Raw genomic sequence first — 21,874 nt, 5'->3', positions numbered from 1 at the left:
TTGTGGTAAACTCGGTGCTTAGTAATGATGAGATACTTGCAAATAAGTGGAGTATTTATCCTAATCCGGTTGAAGGTGAACTTGTAATAGCAACCGGTAATTTGGAGGATAAATCGCTTGGACTAATAATTTATAATGTAAATGGTGAGCAATTAATGTCTTTTGATGCAGTGGTAGAGAATGGCTATTTGAGAATATCTGTAGAGGAGTTAAGTAGCGGTGTTTACTTTATAGAACTTATTTCTAATGAAGGACGTTCATTTAATACTATGCTTAAAGAGAATTAACCCTGGGAAATAATTATGTTTAAGGATTTTTACTCATTTCTAGATTGTAATTATTTAGCCTTTTGATATTGATAACATATCTCTTGTTGTAGTAGATAATTTGCAAGCAGTAATACCTATAAGATGTTAAGTTTTAACTTTTAGCCATATGTTTGATATAAGTCTGTTAATATTCACCTCCGAACAGGTGTGTTGTGTATTTCTTTAAATTACAGTTGATTGCCGTTTAGTGTATGGTTATTGTATTGTTGTTTTTCGTGTAGTGTATGATAATTGAAACTGAGTATTCGTCCTTAATTTTCAGCATTATATCATTTTTGAGCCAGATTAAATTTTATTAATGAAATCAATAAATATGAAAAAATTGTTTACACTAATGGTGTTAGCCTTGTATTCGTTTACAAGTTACGCTCAAGGAGATCCGGGTAGCATTTTAGCACCTGGAAATTCCATAGATGGTAAGATCTATTATGATAAAGCACCAGGTCAGGTGACTGAAGAAACTGCTGCAAGCGGATATGATAATTTCTATTATACATGGGAATATGGAGTGGCTGGAGAAGAAATGACAATAGCTACTGTAACTTATGATAATGGATATCCTCTTGATGCCGATAATGATGGCGTTCAGGATACTGATACAAATGGAAATCTATTGTATTATGACACTGCTTCTTTCTTAAATAACAATAGTACTTTTGGTGAACTTTTCGGTGGAAAAACTGTTACTTTTACAAGATTTGCAAATGATGTTGATGGTTTATTAGATCAAACTTCAACAAGTGTAACTGTTGATGTTCTTTTAGAGAAGAGACCTGTTGGTGGTAAAATTGTTACTACACAAAATAATATTAGAGAAACAGCTGTAATAGAAGCAATTGCTTCTGAAACAGCTGCATCCGAAGGTTATGGAGCTCTAACTTATAGATGGACAATAGCTACTACTGTAACCGGTTCGGTAGAGACAGACCTTGAAATTTCTACAGAAAACTGTGATTTTGCAGGTAAAACATTTGCTGATTACGGATTTGGTTTAGGAGATAACGTAAAAATAACTCGTTATGCTACTGATGAACTTGGAACTGAGGTTCTTGCACAGGTAAGAATACAAATACTTGCAAGTGTTGCTTTCGAGGAGCCTGCTGCTGTTTATACTGTATCTGCTTCAATTACAGGTAGTTCATTTGCAGCTGATTTCAAGCTAATTAACGGTGAGTCTGAAAATGAAGAGGCTACTAATGTTGGAGTTAAACTTGTAGTTGCTAAAGTAGGTGGTTTTAGAGGATATAATGCAATTGTTGCTCAGTTTGGCCCTGAAGTAAGAATGATGGTTCCAAGTAATATTTCTGAAGCCAATGTTCCATATACTAAAGGAGATACTTATGATGTTAAATACAAAATAGATCCGGTAAATCATACTTATAGTTTATGGGTGAAAAATAGTGCGGATGCTGATTTTGTAAATCTTGCACAAGATTCGCTATATTTTTCTGTAGATGGTGGAGTTACTAATAACAATATTGCTTTTACTCACTACGATTCAAAAGATTTTACAGTAGAAAATTTTTCAGCTTCTGAAATTACTGCAGGTAGTATAAAAGCACCGGCTAATTCTGTTGACGGTAAACTTTACTTTGATAAAGCACCAGGTCAGGTGGGTGAAGAAACTGCTGCATATGCTAGTTCATATTACACTTGGGGATATGGTGTGGCTGGAGAAGAAATGACAATAGCTACTGTAACTTATGATAATGGATATCCATTAGATTTAGATAACGATGGTAACCAGGATACTGATACAAATGGAACTTTATTGTATTATAACAATGCTCCTTTCTTAAATAATACCACTATTTTCGGTGATGCTTTTGGAGGTAAAACAGTTACTTTTACAAGATTCGCAAACGATAAAGATGGTATATTCGATCAGTTATCTACAAGTACTACAGTTGAGGTTCTTATGGAGAAGAGCCCTGTAGGTGGTAAAATTGTTACTACACAAAACAATGTTAGAGAAACGGCTGTAATCGAAGCGATTGCTTCTGAAACAGCTGCATCTGAAGGTTTTGGAACTTTAACTTATAGTTGGACAATAGCTTCTTCTGTAACCGGTTCGGTAGAGACGGACCTTGGAATATCTACAGCAGACTGTGATCTTGCAGGTAAAACATTTGTTGATTACGGATTTGGTTTAGGAGATAACGTAAAAATAACTCGTTATGCAACTGATGAGCTTGGAACTAAGGTTCTTTCACAGGTAAGAATACAAATGCTTGCTAGTGTTGCTTTCGTTGAGCCTTCAACACCTTACGAAATAACAGCTTCAATTACCGGTAGTTCATTTGCAGGTAATTTCAAGCTAATTAACGGTGAATCTGAAAGTGAAGATGCTACTAATATTGGAGTTAAACTTGCAGTTACTAAAGTAGGTGGATTTAGAGGATATAATGCAATTGTTGCACAGTATGGTCCTGAAACAAGATTTGGTGCTCCAAGTAATATTTCTGTAGCAAATGTTCCATATACAATGGGAGATAAATATGATATTAAATACACAATAGATCCGGTAAATCATACTTATAGCCTATTGGTGAAAAATAGTGCGGATGCTGAATTTGTAACTATAATTCAGGATACAACATATTTTTCTGTAGATGGTGGACTTACTAATAACAATATCGCCTTTACTCACTACGATTCAAAAGATTTTAAAGTTGAAAAATTTAGAGTAACACCTTTAGCTATTGCAATAGACAATGTGCCAACAGACCGCCCTTACAAACTTTCGGCTACTATCTCTGGTGCTGCCAAATCTAGTTTTAGATTGTTAAATGGCGAAAGTGTTAATGAAGAAGCGTCTAATTTAGTGTCAGGTCTATTTTATGATATAGGTACTGGAGCTACAATAAAGCTTTCAACTGCAAAAGGTCTTCGCATGTATGAATCTATAAGTACAGGTATTAAATATAGTGCAGATGCTAAATATGATATCGAGTATACTATAGATCCAATTACTCATACATTTACATTTAAAATTAGAGAAAACGGTACTGAAGACTTTATTGTTGTTTATTCTGATGTTGATAAAACTAATCCTGAATTTACTTTATTCAATGGAAATGAAGTTGCTTTAACTCACTATCTTTATGGAGGTGATACGAAAATTGAAAACTTAGTAGTTGAAGCTTGTGCTACTGAGGATAATATTGACTACTCTGCTGATGCTACAGATTGGAAATACGAATTAGCAGCTACGGTAACTCCACGTGTTTCTAGAGCAGGATTATTCCTTGTAGAAGGTGCAGGTCTTCCTGACTTCAGAAACTTTAGTAACTTCGGTCCAAATGTTCAGTTTAATACAGAAGGAAAGATTAGTACTATTGCTCAGATAGATATGTCTGGTAATAGACCTCAGATTATAGAAGCTGGTGTAGATTATGCATATGAATTACATACGTCTTACGACTTTGTATTCATTGTTGATGCTGTTAATTTTACTTATACTGTAAAAGTTAAGCAAGGTACAGAAGACGAAACTGCCTTTGTTACTTTGGTAGAAGATCAAAAGTATTTTATAAATGGAGCGAACGCTAGTGAGCTTGTTCTTTCTCATGTATACTATAGAGATATGAGTTTTGATAATTTAGCTGTTACACCATTATTCCCAAGTGAAGATGCTACGTTAAGTGATATTACTTTTGGAGGTGTGAATGTTGAAGGATTTGATTCTGCTGTATTTGATTATGATGTTGAGTTAGAAGAAGGAACAACTGCTGTACCGGAAGTTGTTGGTATTTCCACTGACGAGAATTCTACTGTTGTTGTAACTCCGGCTGCTGAGTTTCCTGGAACAACAACTGTTGTTGTTACAGCTGAGGATGGAGAAACAGTATTAACTTACACAGTTAATTTCACTGTTACATTAGGATTAAATGATAGTGATGTAAAAATTGGTGTATATCCAAATCCAACAACCGGATTAATTACTATTGATGCTAATTCTGAAATCAGCTTTATAGAATTATATAGTATTTCAGGATCTCTTGTTAAAGTAATTGAAGCTAATGCAACAAAATCTCAATTTAATATTTCAGGTCTAAAAGCCGGAATATACTTTGCAAAAGTAAATTCAGAAGAAGGTGTTTCAATTACTCGTATTATTAAAGAGTAGTTATTTTAAGCACTTAAAACCATATTTAATCCCGCATTCTTCAAGATTGCGGGATTTTTTTTTCAATATGTAATATTGCTTTATCTTTGTCAATTAATGAATGTGAGAATATGTAATTTGTATTTCTAATATGACTGTATCAGGTTTGAATAAAACTTATAGAATTATTTATTTTTGCTTACTGTTTACAACGGTAGGACAATATAGTTATGCTTCAAGTACATCAGATTCTTTATTGATTAATAATTATAAGCAAAAGATAGAGAATCTATCTAACAATGATCTCGACTCTACCATATATTACCTCAATCAGCTTAAAAGGTTATCATTAAGTAAGGAAGACCAGGTAAAGCTTTATATCGATATAGGTAATGCTTTCTTTTTTAAAGGTGAAATGTATATGGCTGTCAATAGTTATATGAACCTTAAGGAACTGGGAATAATATATGACGACGTTTTAATTACTAGTGCCGGAGATATTAGTATTGCAGGAGTTTATCTGCGTCAGGAAGAATATTTAAAAGCAATTGAAATACTAAAAAACGCAGAGATCAATCTTAATAATCATATTACAAGTATTCCTCAGGAAAAGGATAAAAAACTTGGATATTTAACTACTATTTACATTAATATATCTAATGCTAATGCAAAATTATCTAACTATGTTGAGGCAGAGAAATATTTGCTAAAGGCTATTGATTTATCAATTAACAGAGGCGATAAAGTAAACGAGGCTATTGCCTACTCAAATAAGGCCGAATTACAAAAGAAGAAAGGCTACCTAAAAGATGCTATAGTATATGAGAATAAGGCTTTAGAAATAAGGAAAGGCTTAAATAGTAAAATAGACGTTACTCGATCGCTTAATAATTTAGGCGAGATATATTACGAAGCAGAATATATTGATAGTGCCTTATTCTATTTAAATAAGGGCTATTCTAACTCTGCAGATCTTGGAGTTTCGTATGATATTTATATTAGCTCTAAACTTCTAAGCAAAATTTATGCACAAAAAGGCGATTTCACAAATGCCTATAAATACCTAACTATTTCTGAAGAAAAGCACTTAAACATAATAAAAACTTCAAATTCAAGCGCTATTAATGATTTGAATTTGAAGTATGAAATGGAGCTTCTAAAAAAGGAGGAAAAAGTTCATCTAAACCGTCTTTATATTGCACTATTAATACTTGTAATTGCTGCATTAATTGTTGCGTTACTCTATTTGGTTCAAAAGAGAAAAGTAAAGCAAAAACACATTGAAAATATGTTGTTAAAAGCTGAAAAGAGCGAAGTTGAGAGTACGCTTGAAGCTAAAAACAAGAAGCTTGTAACAAACATTATGCTCCAAATTAGCAGAAATGAGTTAATAATTAGTATAGCCGAGCAGTTACAGGATTTCGCTAAAGATTTAAGCCCCAAGCAAAGAACGCACTTAGCAAGAATTATAAAAAGTCTGAAAACCGGAAGAGATAAAGATGTTTTAAAGGAATTTGAGTTAACATTCCATGACGTTCATACTGAGTTCTATAATAGATTAGATAAAGAATTCTCACTCACCACAGCCGAGAGACGTATGGCTGCATTTCTTAAACTGAATTTAACCTCAAAGGAGATTTCAGCAATTACCGGTCAAAGTGTTAGAACTATTGATGTTACCAGATATAGACTACGAAAAAAACTTAATATCAATAATACCGATACAAATTTAAGTTCTTTTATTGCCAAGTTGTAGTATTCTCTGCAATAATACGCATCTCATATTTAACGTATATCCTAATATCTCTTCCAAAAGATAAAGGGAGCCATAATACAGTGTTTTTGCATAATACGCTTAAAATCAACTGTAAGCGGTATTTTGTATAGATAAAGTAATACTGTAGTCTATTGTTGTAGGTATAATATAACTGATATTATCAACCAATTGAATCTCTAATTAACATTTTTGTAATTCAGAACCTATATCTGCATCATAATGAAAGAAGATGAAATAGAAGAAATTTTAGAGCAGGGCAAAGAGCAGTCAGAAGCTTTAAAATCTTTATTGGATAAACTTGAGAAATCGAATGTTGTTTCAAATAGCAATTTTGGGATAGATGATAGTAGCAATATAAAACCGGCATCAAAGGTGAAAGATTTAAAGCGTTTATTTAAAAGGTTATTTGTAATAACCGGGATGTTATTTTTTACATTAACTTCTTTTGCACAGGATAACGAAGGTTTTGTCCCTCGTAAAATTCGGGTGAAATTAAACAGACAAGTAGAGGTTGAAGTTGTCGGTGTACTTAAAGCAAGAGTTAGCTCTTACGGCGATATAATTGAAACAGGGAATTATCAATTAGATGCATTAAACAGTAAATTTAAAGTTACTAAGATGAAGCGGGTTTTCCCATATGCCGGGAAGCACGAGTCTAAACATATTAAGCACGGCTTACATTTATGGTACGAGCTTGAAGTTGATAATGAAGCTGATTTAAAGAAAGTATCTGAAAGATATTCGTCGACTGCTGCTGTTGTATCGGCAGAACCTATCCATATAAAAACATTGGGAGATTACCTGATGGTAGATGCTGGGGTAGCTTCGGCAGAACCTAATGCATTACCATTGAACGATCCGTATTTATCGGATCAGTGGCACTATAATAATGATGGAAGCATCAGTAATTCTATACCGGGATCTGACATTAACCTTTTCGAAGCATGGGAGATTGTAAAAGGTAGTAGCGATGTTGTTGTTGCTGTTGTAGATGGAGGTATTGATGTTGATCATGAAGATTTAGCCGCAAATATGTGGGTTAATGAGGCAGAGTTTAACGGAGAGCCTGGTGTTGATGATGATAATAATGGTTTTATTGATGATGTTAACGGATTCAATTTTATAGAAAATAGCGGGAATATTACTGCACATGATCATGGTACACACGTTGCCGGTACTGTTTCTGCTGTGAACAATAATGGAGTAGGAGGCGCTGGTGTAGCCGGTGGTAGTGGAAACAACGATGGAGTGAAATTAGTATCGTGTCAGATTTTTGATAATGAAAATGGTCAGGCTAATTTTGCTAACGCTATTGCTTATGGTGCCGATATCGGAGCAAATATTTCACAAAACTCATGGTCTTATACTCAGGTTGGGGTTTACGAACAGGCTGTTTTGGATGCTATAGATTATTTTGTTGCAGAAGCAGGTAATTACGAAGGAAGTAAAATGAAAGGAGGGATAGTGATTTTTGCAGCAGGAAATGCTTCAACAGAGGCAGAGAGTTATCCTGCATATTATCCCGGTACAGTTTCAGTGGCTTCGATTGGTCCAAATTTTGTAAAAGCGCCTTATTCTAACTACGGTACTTGGGTTGATATTACTGCTCCAGGAGGAAACCTAGGGATGGGTTTTAAACATGGAGTTTTAAGTACAACAAGTAATAATAACTATCAATTAATGCAAGGAACGTCGATGGCTTGTCCACACGTTTCAGGTATTGCAGCATTAGTAATTTCCGAATTTGGAGGAAACGCTTTTACTAGCGAAGAGCTAAAAAGCCGTATTCTAACAGGTGTAGTCGATATAGAATCACACAATAATGAAATTTATATAGGAAAACTTGGTTCAGGTTTAATTGATGCTAAAAGAACTCTTGAAGTAAATGCCGGTTCTCCACCAAATAAAATTAACAACCTTGCAATACGTGGTATTTCAAAGGATTTTGTAGTTCTTTCGTGGGATGTTCCTGTAGATGATGATGATGAAACTCCTATTGCCTATAGTGTGCATTGGTCTGAAAATGAAATAACACAAGAAAATATATCTTCAGCCTTAAGTTCATTTGTTTCTAATGACGAAAAACTTGTAGGAGATGAAGTTATGCACGAAATAGAAGGCTTAAAGGGTTTAACTAATTATTATTTTACAGTTGTTGCCATTGACCGATGGGGAAATCGTTCAGAAATGTCTAATGTGGTAAATGAAACAACTAATGAGGGACCTGGAATATCGAGCGATAAAGACAATCTAATTGTAGGTGTTGATGCAAGTAATTCAGCTTACGGAACAGAGTCTTTTAATATTTTAAATACAAAAACAGGTTATTTACGTTGGGATGCCGAAGTGCGCGATGTATCTCGTTTATATTCTACCCAATCGTTAGAGTATCCTGCACTGCAAACTATTGTGACAAACTCCGATGCTTCAGTATCAATGTTTGAACAGAATATAGCTGAAATTGCATCTGCATCGCCTGCAGAATGGGAGGCTTCACAAAAACAGTATTATCCTCCCGGAACTTCTCCATATTTCATTGGAGAAAATGATACTACTGTAGCAAATTCAATGGCTACCAGATTCTATGTAACCGAAGAGGAAGGGTTCAACCTAACTACTGTAGCGGCTCTAATGTGGCTAGATAAAGAAGATGGACCTGCGATTATTGAGATTTATAAAGGTAGTTCTATCGAAAAAGAGAACTTAATTTATACTTGTAATAGCACTAATGTTTCTGATGGCTTAATGGCTTATAAAGAGAATCAGATACAAGATTTTCCGCATACACTTAAAGAACAATTATTCTTCGAGAAGGGTGATATCTTTTGGGTAGTTTATCACGTACCTAGTGGTAATTTATATCCTTTAGGAGTTAGGCCGGAAGCTAGTCCTGAGTTTTCAGGAAATTGTCTTATGAGCTTTAATCAGGGAGAAACTTGGCAAACAATGGAAGCCGCGGTTAACGACCCAGGTTATGTTTGGGCTGTTAAGGCTTATAGTAAGCAGGAAAAACTTGAAACTTACATTACTTTAACTCCAAATCAGGGAGAGGTTGCTGCTTTAGGACAAAATGAGGTTGTAGTAGATTACGATGCCTCAAAAATGGTTAATGGAACCTATAAGTCGAATGTTGTTGTAATGTCGAACGACAGTGAAGCTCCATTTTACAAAATACCTATAACACTTGATGTTTCGGGACACAAACCTGTAATTAGTTCACAAAATATTGTTGAATACGGAAATATATTTCATGGTTTAAGTAAGACTATTCAAGTAGAACTTGTAAACAATGGATATGGACGTTTTAAAGGCTCTTCACTTGTTTCATCAAATCCATCAGTTTTCGAAATAAATGATACTTATTTCGATATCCCGGCTCGTAGCAAGGGAGTTATTGATGTTACTTATATTCCAGATGGAACAGGAAACGATAATGGAGTTATAACTTTAACGGGTTATAAAGGTGATGTTTATGAGTTTAATGTTTTCGGTGTTGGAGCTGCTCCTGCAAGCATGGAGTATTATCCAAACGTGTTAACTTATAGCGATGTAGATATTAACGGTGTAGAAGAGTTAAAAGATACTGTAACCATTACTAACACTGGAGAATATCCATTACAATTTGGTTTTACAAATTTCGCCGACGATTTGAGCCATATAGATTGGATTGGGACTAATGTTCAAGTTCAGAAATATGGATATGCTATGGGATCGTACGATTATCCCGTAGGATACGTATTTAATGATATTTCAGAAACAGGTGTTGATGTTACCCACGAGTTTAAAAATGATGGTCTTAACGAATTTGTTGAAGTAGATCTTGGTTTTGATTTTCCATATTTCGGAGAGAAGCTAAGACAGTTATATATCACCAAAAGAAGTATGTTAACACTGGGTACCGATGGGAAGTTTAACGCAACAATGTCTTATCGCGATAAATATAACCCTGATGGATATATGTGTGCTTTTGCTTCAGAGCTTTCTATAGCAACTCAAGGTAAAATAACATATAAGAAAGGTTTAGGTAGTTTTACTGTTCAATACACTGATGTAAACAGTATTAGTAGTCAAGATGGTGTAGAATATACTTATCAAATTGTTTTATACGATAATGGTGATATTAAATTTATCTACGACAAATTACAAGGTTTAAATCCTGACAGTTATAAAAATGTCTATGCTGCAGTTGAAAACAGAGCAAAAGATGATGGTGTATTTCTTCAAAGTAGATTTCAGCCTGGAGAAACACATGTTGGAGAAAAAAGAATAATATATATTCAAAGCCCGGGTAGCAACTTGATAAAAGATGTTACAGAGGGTAAGGGGATTATTTTACCTGGAAAATCGCAAGATGTTGTATTTACAGTAAATAGAGAACAGCTTGTAGAAGGAAGTCATCGCGAGATGGTGTCAGTTTTATCAAACGATCCTTTCAACAGAGGTAAATTTATTGAAGTACAAATTGAAGCCAACCAGGGAGGAGTTGCCGGGTTGGAACTTTCAAACGAATTAGTTCAATTAGGTAGTGTATTCCAGAATAAAGTTGAAAATGGAGTAGTTCAGTTATTAAACACAGGGAGTAAACCCTTAACCATAACTACAATTAATTCCGAAAACGGACAGATAGTATATAATGGGGATAATGATGTAGAAGTTAAACCCGGGCAAACAATGTATATCGAATATTCGGTAGCAACTGATGTCATTGCAGCAATTTCAGATAAACTTCTTATTAACGATAGTGAGGGGAATGTATATACAGTAAATTTTGCAGGTAATATTATTGAGGGACCAAACGTTAGTGTTTCGGTTAATGAGTTTAATGTATTATTAAATCCTGGAGAGGTAAAAACAGAAGCTCTAACTATCGAAAATACAGGACAGGCTCAACTCGATTATGCTATTATTGGTACATCGCTTGTATATCCTGTAGATAATGAAGTTAGCGCAACTAGTACCGAAATAGAAGAGTTTACTTATGCTTATAAAACTACTTATGACGATCATCCTGCTACATATAACTGGATAGATGTAGGAGCAGAAAGTAAAGTTCCGTTTTTTACTGATGGAGTTAGTGAATATTGGTATCAAATAGATCTTCCTTTTGAATTTGAGTTTTATCAACAGAAATATTCAAAATTATGGGTAGGTCTGCAAGGTGCAGTTTCGTTTGACGAACCTGAACAAAAAATGCACTTTATTAAGTATTCAGAGAAGATGGGGGTACTTGATAATGTAAACAATTGTATAGCACCATATTTTTCACCAACAACTTACCAGCGATGGGAAGATCAGCCCGAAAGATCAGGTGTTTTCTATAAACAATATGATGACAAATTTGTAATTGAATGGAGAGAGTTTTTTGCTCCTGCATCTATTCCTTTCGATTACCAGATAATAATATTTAATGATGGAAGGTTTAAAATACAATACCGTTCACCATTTACTCACGATGCTTTAAAAGCGATGTACGGTAATGTTGGAATAGAGAATCACGATGCAACAGAGTTTGTTCAAGTTTCGTATTACCAAAAATTTGCCGGAAAAGACGTAGCTGTTGAGTTCTATCCTGCCAAAAAAGAAATTTTGGCTGCCGGTGCATCAAAAACTTACGATATTGCTTTCAACGCCAAAGAGAGGTATGCTGGTGATTTTAATGAGTATTTAACTATTTCTAACAATAGTGCCCTTAATAGTGTGCTTGATATTCCTGCCAACATTTCTATTAGCGGAGAAGCAGAAGTTACATTAAGTGAAGTATTAGATTTTGGAGAAGTGATATTATCACCCGAAAAAAACACTTATTATAAAGAGTTTTATATCGAAAATTCTGGTACAAGGAGAATGAACATCAGGAACGTAGGACTTCTTAATGATAATGATATTGTGCTTCAGGCAAGAGTAGTAGATAGAGGAAGATATCTTTGGGTAGATCTTCCAAATGGATATTTTTCTAATAATTTCGATATCGATCCGGGTAGTGAATTTGGTCCTTTCCGACTTGTTTTAACTCCGGAAACACCAAGCTTTGTTGATGCAGGTTATAGTAATAAACTTGTAATGACAACCGATTTTGGAACAGGTAGTGCAGAAATGCCAATTAGTGTAGAATATAAGTTACCACCTGTATTTACGATCGATAAAAATGAAATTTCACATATCGTTTTCGATAATACCGTTATAAACGATAAGATTACTATAGGAAATGTAGAAGGACAATCGGAATTAGATTATTCGATGAGCCTTGATTATAATAGAACATCTGTAGCTAATACGCTTATAGAACCAATGTTTGCTACAGGAGAGTTAACAGTAGAAAAAAAATCTCTTAATACTGATGCTTATTATGGTGCTAAAGCCCAAAACGATTACAACAGAGTATTAGCTTACGAAGAAGCCGAAGCTGCTAATAATGCAATTGGTGTTGGTGGAGCTTATGCTTTAACAGTTGCTACTGCGTTTACTGCTCCTGAAGATGGGTTCAAACTTTCTAATGTTCAAACATGGTATGTGCCGGATGAACATTTGAATTCAGATATCAAGGTTGAAATTAGAGTAGGTACTTCTTTAGAAAGTTCTACAATTCAATATAGCGAAGTGTTTAATCATACAGTTGAAGAAGCAGATATTGTAGGTTCTTTGCTCGATTTCGAACTAAGCGAACCAATTTTGTTTATGCCTTATGAAAAATTCTTTTTAGTGTTTACATATCCTATAGAGATACAGATGCCTCAGGGGGTAACTACTGTAGAGAATAAGCCAAACACTTATTTCATTTATTATATGGAAAAATGGTTCGACGTTCAGGAAATAGCAAGTTTAGCAAATGTTGGACTATTAGTACGAGCAGCTGAAAAAGAAGCAGAAAATGTTAACTGGTTAGAGCTTTCCGAAATAGAAGGAAGTCTTATGGCTGGTGCTCAAAAAGATATTCTTTTAACATTTTACCCTGAAAGGGCTAAAAGACCAAATAACAATGTTACTCTAACTTTCAATACAGACGATCCTCAAAATAAACAGGAGGATGTATTAGTTAGCTTACGCAAGAATCAGGGGCCTGAAATTTTTGCAGATGAAGATTATTCGTTGTACGAAGGAGAAACAATCGACATTTCATTTAAGGTGGAAGATGTTGAAGGTAATGGAGTTAAAAGTGTAACAATGCCGGAGTATGAAAATACAAGTTTCAGTTTTGCTAATGACTCTGTTTTCTTTAGCTATTCTCCAACATATATGGATGCCGGAATACAAAAATTTGAAGTTTATACCGAGGATGACTTAAATACTAAATCAACAAGAGTGTTTTATGTTGAGGTACTAAATGTTCCACATGGACCAATTGTTGTTGATGACAGTCACATAATTATCGATATTGATAATCCGCAATACCAATCTAAGTTCAATGATATATTTATGGATCCTGATGGTCAGGACATGTCTTTTAAAGCTGAGATAATTGGTGATAAAGAAGTTGCAGAACTGTTTATGTCAGTAGGTGGATTCATAGTTCATCCAAAGAAAACAGGATTCTCTAAAATTGAGCTTACTGCTATCGATACAGATGGTGCTAAAACAGTTACAACAAAAAATATTGTTGTTAACTCTTTTTTAAGTGAGGAAGAGTTTTTGGCTACACAATGGGAAATATATCCAAACCCTGTTATAAACGACATGGTTATTTCTCTAAATGAGATTGAAGAGGAGGGGGAAGTTAGAGTTAATATTTACGATCTGAGTGGTACCGTTGTTAAGTCATTTACTTATGATGTAGAAAACAATAAGATATCTGTGCCGGTAAGCAAGTTGAGTAGCGGAGTTTACATGGTTGAGCTTGTTGGAAACAACGGACGATCGATGAATAAAATGATAAAAAACTAATTAATAGGCGTCTCAATCATCTCTATATATAAGTTGAGACGCCTATTTTAATAACAATATTGAGATTATTGTAATCTATTGTAGTATAGGTGTATATGGGTTTATGTATAGGTAATGTAGGGCATGTTTTTTTGAGATGTATAGATATTATAATGCCCTTTATTTTGAATAAATCTTAAACCCTTGTTTTTTTACCACTTAGAAAGTGAGTGAAAGAGTATGAAGTATAGAATCTAATAGAAACAATTCATTGAAACAAACCCTGCCTCTTATGATAAAAAAATTACTATTTGCCAGTAGATTATTTTCGATATTGGTATTTGTTTTATTGTCTAATTTTTCATTTGGTCAAAACAGTGGTTTTGAAAATGGGAAGGTAAGATTAAAATTAAAACAGGATATTGAATTAGTTGTATCCAGTAAATTTAAAGCTACACCAAATTCATTTGGAATTGTAGAAACAGGCGTATCTAAATTAGATATACTAAACAAAGAGTTTAGTGTTGTAAATATGAAACGAGTGTTTCCAAATGCCGGTAAGCACGAAAGTAAGCACGTTAAGCATGGCTTGCATTTATGGTACGAATTAGATCTCGATAGAAACACAGATATAAATGTTGTAACGGAAAGATTTAAGTTATCGGGAACTGTATTAACTGCCGAGCCTGTAAGTATTATAGTATTAGGTGATAGTCCGGTTGTAGAAGCTGGTTTAGCATCTACTCAGGAAGGACTTCCTACCAACGATCCGTATTTGGCCGATCAATGGCATTACCACAATACAGGCGAAGAAGAGGGATATAGCGAAGGTTCCGATATTAATTTATATGATGCATGGAAAGAAACATCTGGTAGTAATAATGTTATTGTTGCTATTGTTGATGGTGGTATCGATGTAGGTCATTCCGATTTGAAAGCCAATATTTGGGTTAATGAAGCTGAGCTATATGGCGAAGAAGGTGTTGATGATGATAATAATGGTTATATAGACGATATAAATGGATATAACTTTGTTGATAATAAAGGGCAAATTATAGCTCATGAACATGGTACACACGTTGCCGGAACTGTTGCTGCAGTTAATAACAATGGTATAGGTGTAGCAGGTGTTGCCGGAGGTAGCGGAAACGGAGATGGCGCAAAATTAATGTCATGTCAGATTTTTACTGATGCCGGGAATGGAAATTATGCCGAAGCTATAATTTATGGAGCAGATAATGGAGCTGTTATTTCACAGAATTCATGGGGATACCAACAAGATGGTGTATATGATCAAATAGTTCTTGATGCCATTGATTATTTTAATGAAGAAGCAGGAAATTACTCTGAAAGTCCAATGAAAGGAGGAGTAGTATTTTTTGCTGCAGGAAATTCAGGAATCGAAGGACTTCACTATCCCGGGTATTACGAAAATACGGTTGCAGTGTCAGCTACCGGAACAACTTTTAGAAGAGCACCTTATTCTAACTATGGAACATGGGTAGATGTAACTGCTCCCGGTGGAGATATGACTTTCGGGGCACGTGCTATGATTCTTTCTACTACAACAGGCGATGGTTATGGATATATGCAGGGTACCTCAATGGCTTGTCCTCATGTTTCGGGGATCGCAGCTTTGGTTGTATCTAAATACGGGTCGGATTTATTTACAAATGTAGATTTAAAAACTCGTATTATTACTTCGGGTAGAAATATAGATGATAGTAATCCTAGTGACATAGGTAAATTGGGTAGTGGTTTAATAGATGCAGCTGCCGCACTTCAAATTAACGAGAGCACACCTCCCGAAGCGGTAACAGATCTTACTATTTTAGGAACGTCAAAGGATTTTGCTGTTGCTCAATGGACAGTACCTGCTGATGTAGATGATGAAACACCGTCTAAATTCTTGCTTTTTGCATCTGATAGTATAATAACACAAGAAAATATACTGAGTTTAGAATATACAGTTGTAGACAATTCTACTAGAGAGTTGGGAGACATTGTTATTGCCGAAGCACTAAGGTTAGAAGAAAATACAAGTTATTATTTTGCAGTTTTAGCATCCGATAAATGGGGTAATATTTCTGAAATTTCCAATATTGTAAGTGGACAAACAAATTCAGGACCAGTAATTGCTACTGAAGTTACAGACATAGAAAAAACTGTTAGTGTTCTTGATCCTGAATCAAGTAATGGAGTATTTACTCTATACAACCAAGGAGAAGGTGTTTTAAACTGGGAATTAGATCATCGTCATTATTTCTCGAATGCTTCAGTATTCAGTGTAGAATATCCCGAAAACTTTAGTGTTACTAATCCAACAATAGAGGCAAAACTAGAAAGAGTAGATGGAGAGAAGAAACCGGAAAACGTAATTCCTCTTCCATCATTAATGTGGGAAAATCAAACAAAGCGTTATTATAATAATACTTATCCTTCATATTTTATTGGAGAACTCGATTCGACTAATACTAACTCCAGTGCTACCAAATTTGTAGTTGATGATGAAGATGGATTTAATTTAACTCGTGTACATGCAACTTTACGTGGTGATGAGGAAGATGGAAACTTTATAATTGAAGTTTATAAGGGAGAATCTATGTTAAAAGAAAACCTTATTTATTCCGATAACGAACACCCTTCTCTTTCCAGTAATAGTGAGAATATGGCGAGTCTTAGAATTATTGGACTAACAGAAGGTTTGTTTTTCGAAAAAGGAGAAACTTTTTGGATTGTATTCCATTCACCATCAGGAAACTTGTTCCCATTTGGAATTTACCCGGGTATAGATGATTCAAAATCATCAAACTGTTTGTATAGTAGCGATATGGGGAAAACATGGTCTTCATTAACTTCTGCAATAGAATCTCCTTCTTTTGTATGGGCTGTTACAGCTGAATCGCATTTAGACCCATGGTACGATTATGTTACAGTTACACCCGAAGAAGGACAAATATTTGGACAAGGAGAAAGTGAAATTAGCTATGCTGTAGATGCATCTCGCTTAGTAAATGGGGTATATTATTCTAATATGGTATTTAAGTCGAACGACGAAGAGAATCCATTTCATAGAGTTAATTTAAGAACTGTAGTTAGAGATCACAAACCCGTTTTAAATACACCTTCTATTATAGATTGTGGAAATGAATTTAGGGGACTTTCTACTACAGCTACCATTGATATAAGAAATGTTGGTTTTGGAGCATTTGTTGCAGCAGCAGTTAATTCTTCCAATCCTCAATTCAAAGTTGTGTCTAATGTATCTGTTCCGGGAAGGAGTGATTCTAATATTCAGATTGAATTTACTCCTGAATCTGCGGGAAGTCATAACTCAGTTATATCATTAGAAAGTACAAATGGCGATTTGTATTCGTTTAATGTTTTCGGAGTTGGATTAGATCCTGCTGTTATCGATATAAAACAAACTGATTTCACCTACGATAATGTTACTGTTGGTGATATAATAACTGACACAATTGTTGTTAGAAATACAGGGAGCTATCCTTTACAATATGGACTTTCGGGATATGGTGATCTTTCACATATCGAAGATGTAAACTTAAGTGGATCATCTAATTTAGGTTATACTTACGAAACGGTACAATACCCCGAAGCTTATGTGTTTAATGATGTTTCTGAAACAGGAACAGATATTACCGATTTCTTTAAGTCGGGAGGGTTGTATTACGATTTAAATCTGGGATTTGAATTTCCTTTCTTTGGTAAATCATACGATATAATAAAAGTTACACCTCAAGGATTGCTAAGTTTTAATTTTGCAGGAGGACTTGGAAATGCATTCACTTATAACTCTTATAGTCCTGATGGTTATATTGCCGGACTTCGTATGAGATATCCTATTATAGCTATAACGGGAAAGGTTTATGTAAAACATGAATTAGGTAAAGTTATTGTTCAATACAGTAATTTCCGATCTAGTAATGATAACGACGATGTTAATATTACTTTCCAAATAGTAATGTTCGACAATGGTAATATTAGTTTTGTTTACGATAAAATGGATGGTTTAGACTCTTCATTACAGGACGATTACTATGTAGCGATAGAAAATGAGATAAAAACTGGCGGTCTGTTTATTCAAGGGCGTAAAGACGAAGATATTAAAGCTCCGACCAAAGGGGGTACAATAATCAATATATATAGCCCTGGTGTTAAACTAATTAAAAATGTAGAGAATGCCTCTGGGATAGTTTCGGTTGGCGATTCGGTTAACGTAGTTTTTACTTTAGATGAAACTAAACTTAACGAAGGTTCTTTTACCGAAAGGTTAAATATCTTTGCTAACGATACATATAGTGTTGCTAATGCTATAGAAGTTAATGTTAACGTTACATCGGGAGGAACAGCAATATTAAATAGCAATAAAAATACTATTTCGTTTGGCGATGTTCTCCATAATAAGGAAGTAAGCGATGTTGTTGAAATTAGTAATAGTGGAGATAAGCCGATAGATATTATTTCTGTTACGTCTTTAAATTCAGATTCTCAGTATATTGGAGAGTTACCTGTTACTATAAAACCAAGACAGGTTTTATATGCAAGAGTAGTTTTAAATAGCGATGTGGTTAAATCTATAAATGATGTATTGGAGTTTACAGCTTCCGATAATTCATCTATACCTATTGCAATAGATGCTAACATATTAGAAGCACCGGAATTAGCTCTTTCTGTAACAGAGATTACCGATACTCTTGAAGTTGACCAAATAAAGGTACATAAAGTTTCTGCTATTAATAATGGAAAATCTCCATTGGAAATAGCCTTTGGATCATCAACGGTATTAAATGTTGAAGGTACTAGTACTGAAAATACTCCTTCCGAGATACCGGAGTTTACTTATATTGTAAAATCTACGTATAATAGCTCTGATGTACCATTTATATGGTATAATTTATCTGAGGAAAACAAATTTGAAATACAACACGATATACGCAAATATTGGGACGAGTATGATCTCCCTTTTGCGTTTGAGTTTTATGGAGAGGAGTATAGCAAAATTTATGTTAGTATCTCGGGAGTTGTTTCGTTCGATAAGCCCGAAAGAGATGATGTCTGGATGTTTCCTACTGTTCCTGTATTTGGAGAAGACAATCATGTGAATAATGCTATAGCACCATTTTTTAGTGGGCAGGATTTTTCCTTAACCCCAGGTACTGGAGTTTATTACCGTCAGTACGATGATAAACTTGTGATAGAGTGGAGAGATATGTCTAGCGCGTATGGTGGTGCACCACCTTTCAGTTTCCAGCTTGTATTACAAAAAGATGGAAGAATTAGGTTTATGTATAACCGATACACCGATGAAAGTGAAGGAAGATTAGATGTAAGGCTTGGTCAGATTGGTATAAAAAATAAAGATGCAAGCGAAAAAATAATTATTGCAGCATACGATCATTACTTTAAGCCCGGTGTATCTGTAGAGATTACGCCTTCGTATAAATATACTGTTGATGCAGGGCAATCGAAAGAATTCGATTTCGTACTTAATACAAATCAGGTATATGCAGGCGATTACGATAATGTACTTAATATATTTACAAACGATCCTCTTAACGAAAAGTTAGATTTCAACCTTCATTTACATGTTGCAGGAGATCCTTTATTGGTGTCAGATACAGTTGATTACGGAGTTGTAATGCCTGGAGTTTATTCTCAAGGTATTGTTAAGGATATTGTAATCTCAAATGATGGAAAAAGACCGTTAGAGGTTACAGGCTTTCAACTTGAACATAATAAAGATATAAAAGTAGAGTATCTTGTTAAAGGTAATTTTTGGACACGTGATGAGTGGGTTCTTATTACTCCAAGTACAACAGATGTTCCCGTATACAGTATTAATACAGAGAGTACATGGTCGGGAAAAATTCGTCTTACTCTTAATCCGGTAAGAGAAGAATATTTAACTGTTGATTATACCAACAATTTAATAATTGAGACCAATTATGGAGAAGGAACTTTTAATCTTCCTATTAGGGCAGATTATAAGCGACCTCCGGTATTTAAACTCGATAAAGATTCTATTTACAACCTTATAACAACAGATGATGTTGTTACTGATGAGTTTAGAATAGGGAATAGATATGGAAAATCGGATTTAAAATATCAGATAGAAATAGATTATACACGCGACGAAGTTGCATTGTCTTCAATAGTCCCATTTTCTGCTAATGCAGAATTAATGAGTGCTGATGTTACTAATATGTCAACTGTACCATACAGTAGTAATGAAGAGACATTCTACAATGTATTATCTTATGAAAATAATACTGTGGCCGATACCCGTTTAGGTTTTGGAGGAGCATATACTTTTTCTGCTGCTACTGCATTTACTGCACCAGACGAAGGGTTTAAATTGTCGCATGTTCAAACATGGTATGTTGCGGGTACACTTTTAAATGCTGATATTCAAATAGAAATACGTACAGGTAGTGATATTGCTTCGGCAAAAGTAGTACATACTCAAACTGTTTCTAATTCGGTTGATGCAGAAGATGATACCGGTAGTTTATTAACTTTCGAACTTAGCGAGCCTATCGTTTTATTGCCTTACGAGAGATTCTATGTGGTATTTACATATCCAATTGAAGCAGAATACCCTTTGGGAGTTGCCGAAATAAAGAATTCTGACTTGTATAAAACATTTTTTGTGTTTGATGGACAGTCGTGGATTGATTTGAAAGCTACCGATTTTAAAGAGTATCATTATATGGTTAGAGCTGCTCAAAAAGAGTACGAAAGTATGCAATGGCTAGAGTTGTCTAATGCTGAGGGAATAGTTAACCCGGGAGAGCGAGAAACAATTAATATCACGATGTATCCTGATAGAGTTGCTTATGCCCAAAATGAGGTTAAACTTAATATCTCTACTAACGATCCTGTAAATCCTGAGGGAGATGTAAAAGTAATTTTACGTAGAAATCAGTCTCCGGCATTAGAATTAACTGATGAGTTAAAAGTACTTGAGGGAGATACTCTTCGTGCCGAAATTAAGGTCGTAGATGTTGAAGGTGATGCAATATCACATGTTAAATTCAATAAAGAATACAAGCAGGCAAGTATATCATACGAAAATGGAATCCTTTCGTTCGAGTATAGACCCGATTTTGATAGTCAGGGAGATAATGAGTTCGAAATAAATACAAGAGATGCGTTAGGAATTGAAGGTGTACAAACCTTTAATGTTGAAGTTTACAATGTAAACAGAGCTCCTGTTGTAGTAGATGATTCTAGTATTCAATTAAATTACGAAAACCCTATTTACAAAACTAGTGGATATAAGATATTTAATGATCCTGACGGACAGGAAATGACTTTTACAACTTCTGTTGATGATGAGTCTATTGCTAGAATGTATTTAGCAGGTGATAATATTATCATCGAACCTTTAAAAGTTGGATTTACAAGATTCCATATTACCGCTGTTGACGAAGAAGGTGAAGCAAATAGTGTAACAAAAACTGTTGTTGTAAATAATGTTTTAGGCATGGATGATTTATTAGCCCACAAGTGGGAAATATATCCAAATCCAGTTGCCGACGATCTAATTATTTCTTTACATGGATTAGACGATAAGTTGATTACAGTAAATATTTATGATGTAAGTGGAGCAGTTGTAAAATCGTTTACAAGCGATGTTAATAATAAAGAATTGCGTAAGTCTGTAAAGGAACTTAATAGTGGTATTTACATGGTAGAACTTATAGGCGAAGAGGGAAAATCGATAAATAAAATGATAAAACAGTAATAAAAGAATAAAGGTCTAGTTGCTTTTTAAGCAAC

At 34.5% G+C, this 21,874-nt stretch carries 5 protein-coding genes; all 5 read left to right on the top strand.

Annotation, left to right across the window (positions count from 1 at the left end; genetic code table 11):
- A partial coding sequence (locus ABFR62_03930; protein ID MEN8137560.1) for a T9SS type A sorting domain-containing protein occupies positions 1-287 on the top strand: 287 nt, incomplete at its 5' end.
- Positions 288-642: 355 nt separating this feature from the next.
- A complete protein-coding gene (locus ABFR62_03925) occupies positions 643-4,458 on the top strand; it encodes a T9SS type A sorting domain-containing protein (GenBank protein ID MEN8137559.1) in 3,816 nt (1,271 codons plus the stop codon).
- Positions 4,459-4,588: 130 nt separating this feature from the next.
- Positions 4,589-6,193, top strand: a complete 1,605-nt coding sequence (locus tag ABFR62_03920; protein ID MEN8137558.1) for a tetratricopeptide repeat protein — start codon at positions 4,589-4,591, stop codon at positions 6,191-6,193.
- A gap of 240 nt (positions 6,194-6,433) precedes the next feature.
- The gene (locus tag ABFR62_03915) at positions 6,434-14,092 is read left to right on the top strand and encodes a S8 family serine peptidase (GenBank protein ID MEN8137557.1); all 7,659 of its coding nucleotides are present in this window, start codon (positions 6,434-6,436) and stop codon (positions 14,090-14,092) included.
- Positions 14,093-14,363: 271 nt separating this feature from the next.
- A complete protein-coding gene (locus tag ABFR62_03910; GenBank protein MEN8137556.1) occupies positions 14,364-21,839 on the top strand; it encodes a S8 family serine peptidase in 7,476 nt (2,491 codons plus the stop codon).
- Positions 21,840-21,874: the final 35 nt, after the last annotated feature.

It is taken from the genome of Bacteroidota bacterium (genome assembly GCA_039714315.1).
In the GTDB taxonomy this organism is placed as follows: domain Bacteria; phylum Bacteroidota; class Bacteroidia; order Flavobacteriales; family JADGDT01; genus JADGDT01.
The sequence above is the reverse complement of the archived record's forward strand: the minus strand, read 5'-3'. Positions and strand labels throughout refer to the sequence as shown.

Coding starts and splice junctions, on each gene's coding strand:
- ABFR62_03925 (MEN8137559.1), top strand. CDS start 643: ATGAAAAAATTGTTTACACTAATGGTGTTAGCCTTGTATTCGTTTACA.
- ABFR62_03920 (MEN8137558.1), top strand. CDS start 4,589: ATGACTGTATCAGGTTTGAATAAAACTTATAGAATTATTTATTTTTGC.
- ABFR62_03915 (MEN8137557.1), top strand. CDS start 6,434: ATGAAAGAAGATGAAATAGAAGAAATTTTAGAGCAGGGCAAAGAGCAG.
- ABFR62_03910 (MEN8137556.1), top strand. CDS start 14,364: ATGATAAAAAAATTACTATTTGCCAGTAGATTATTTTCGATATTGGTA.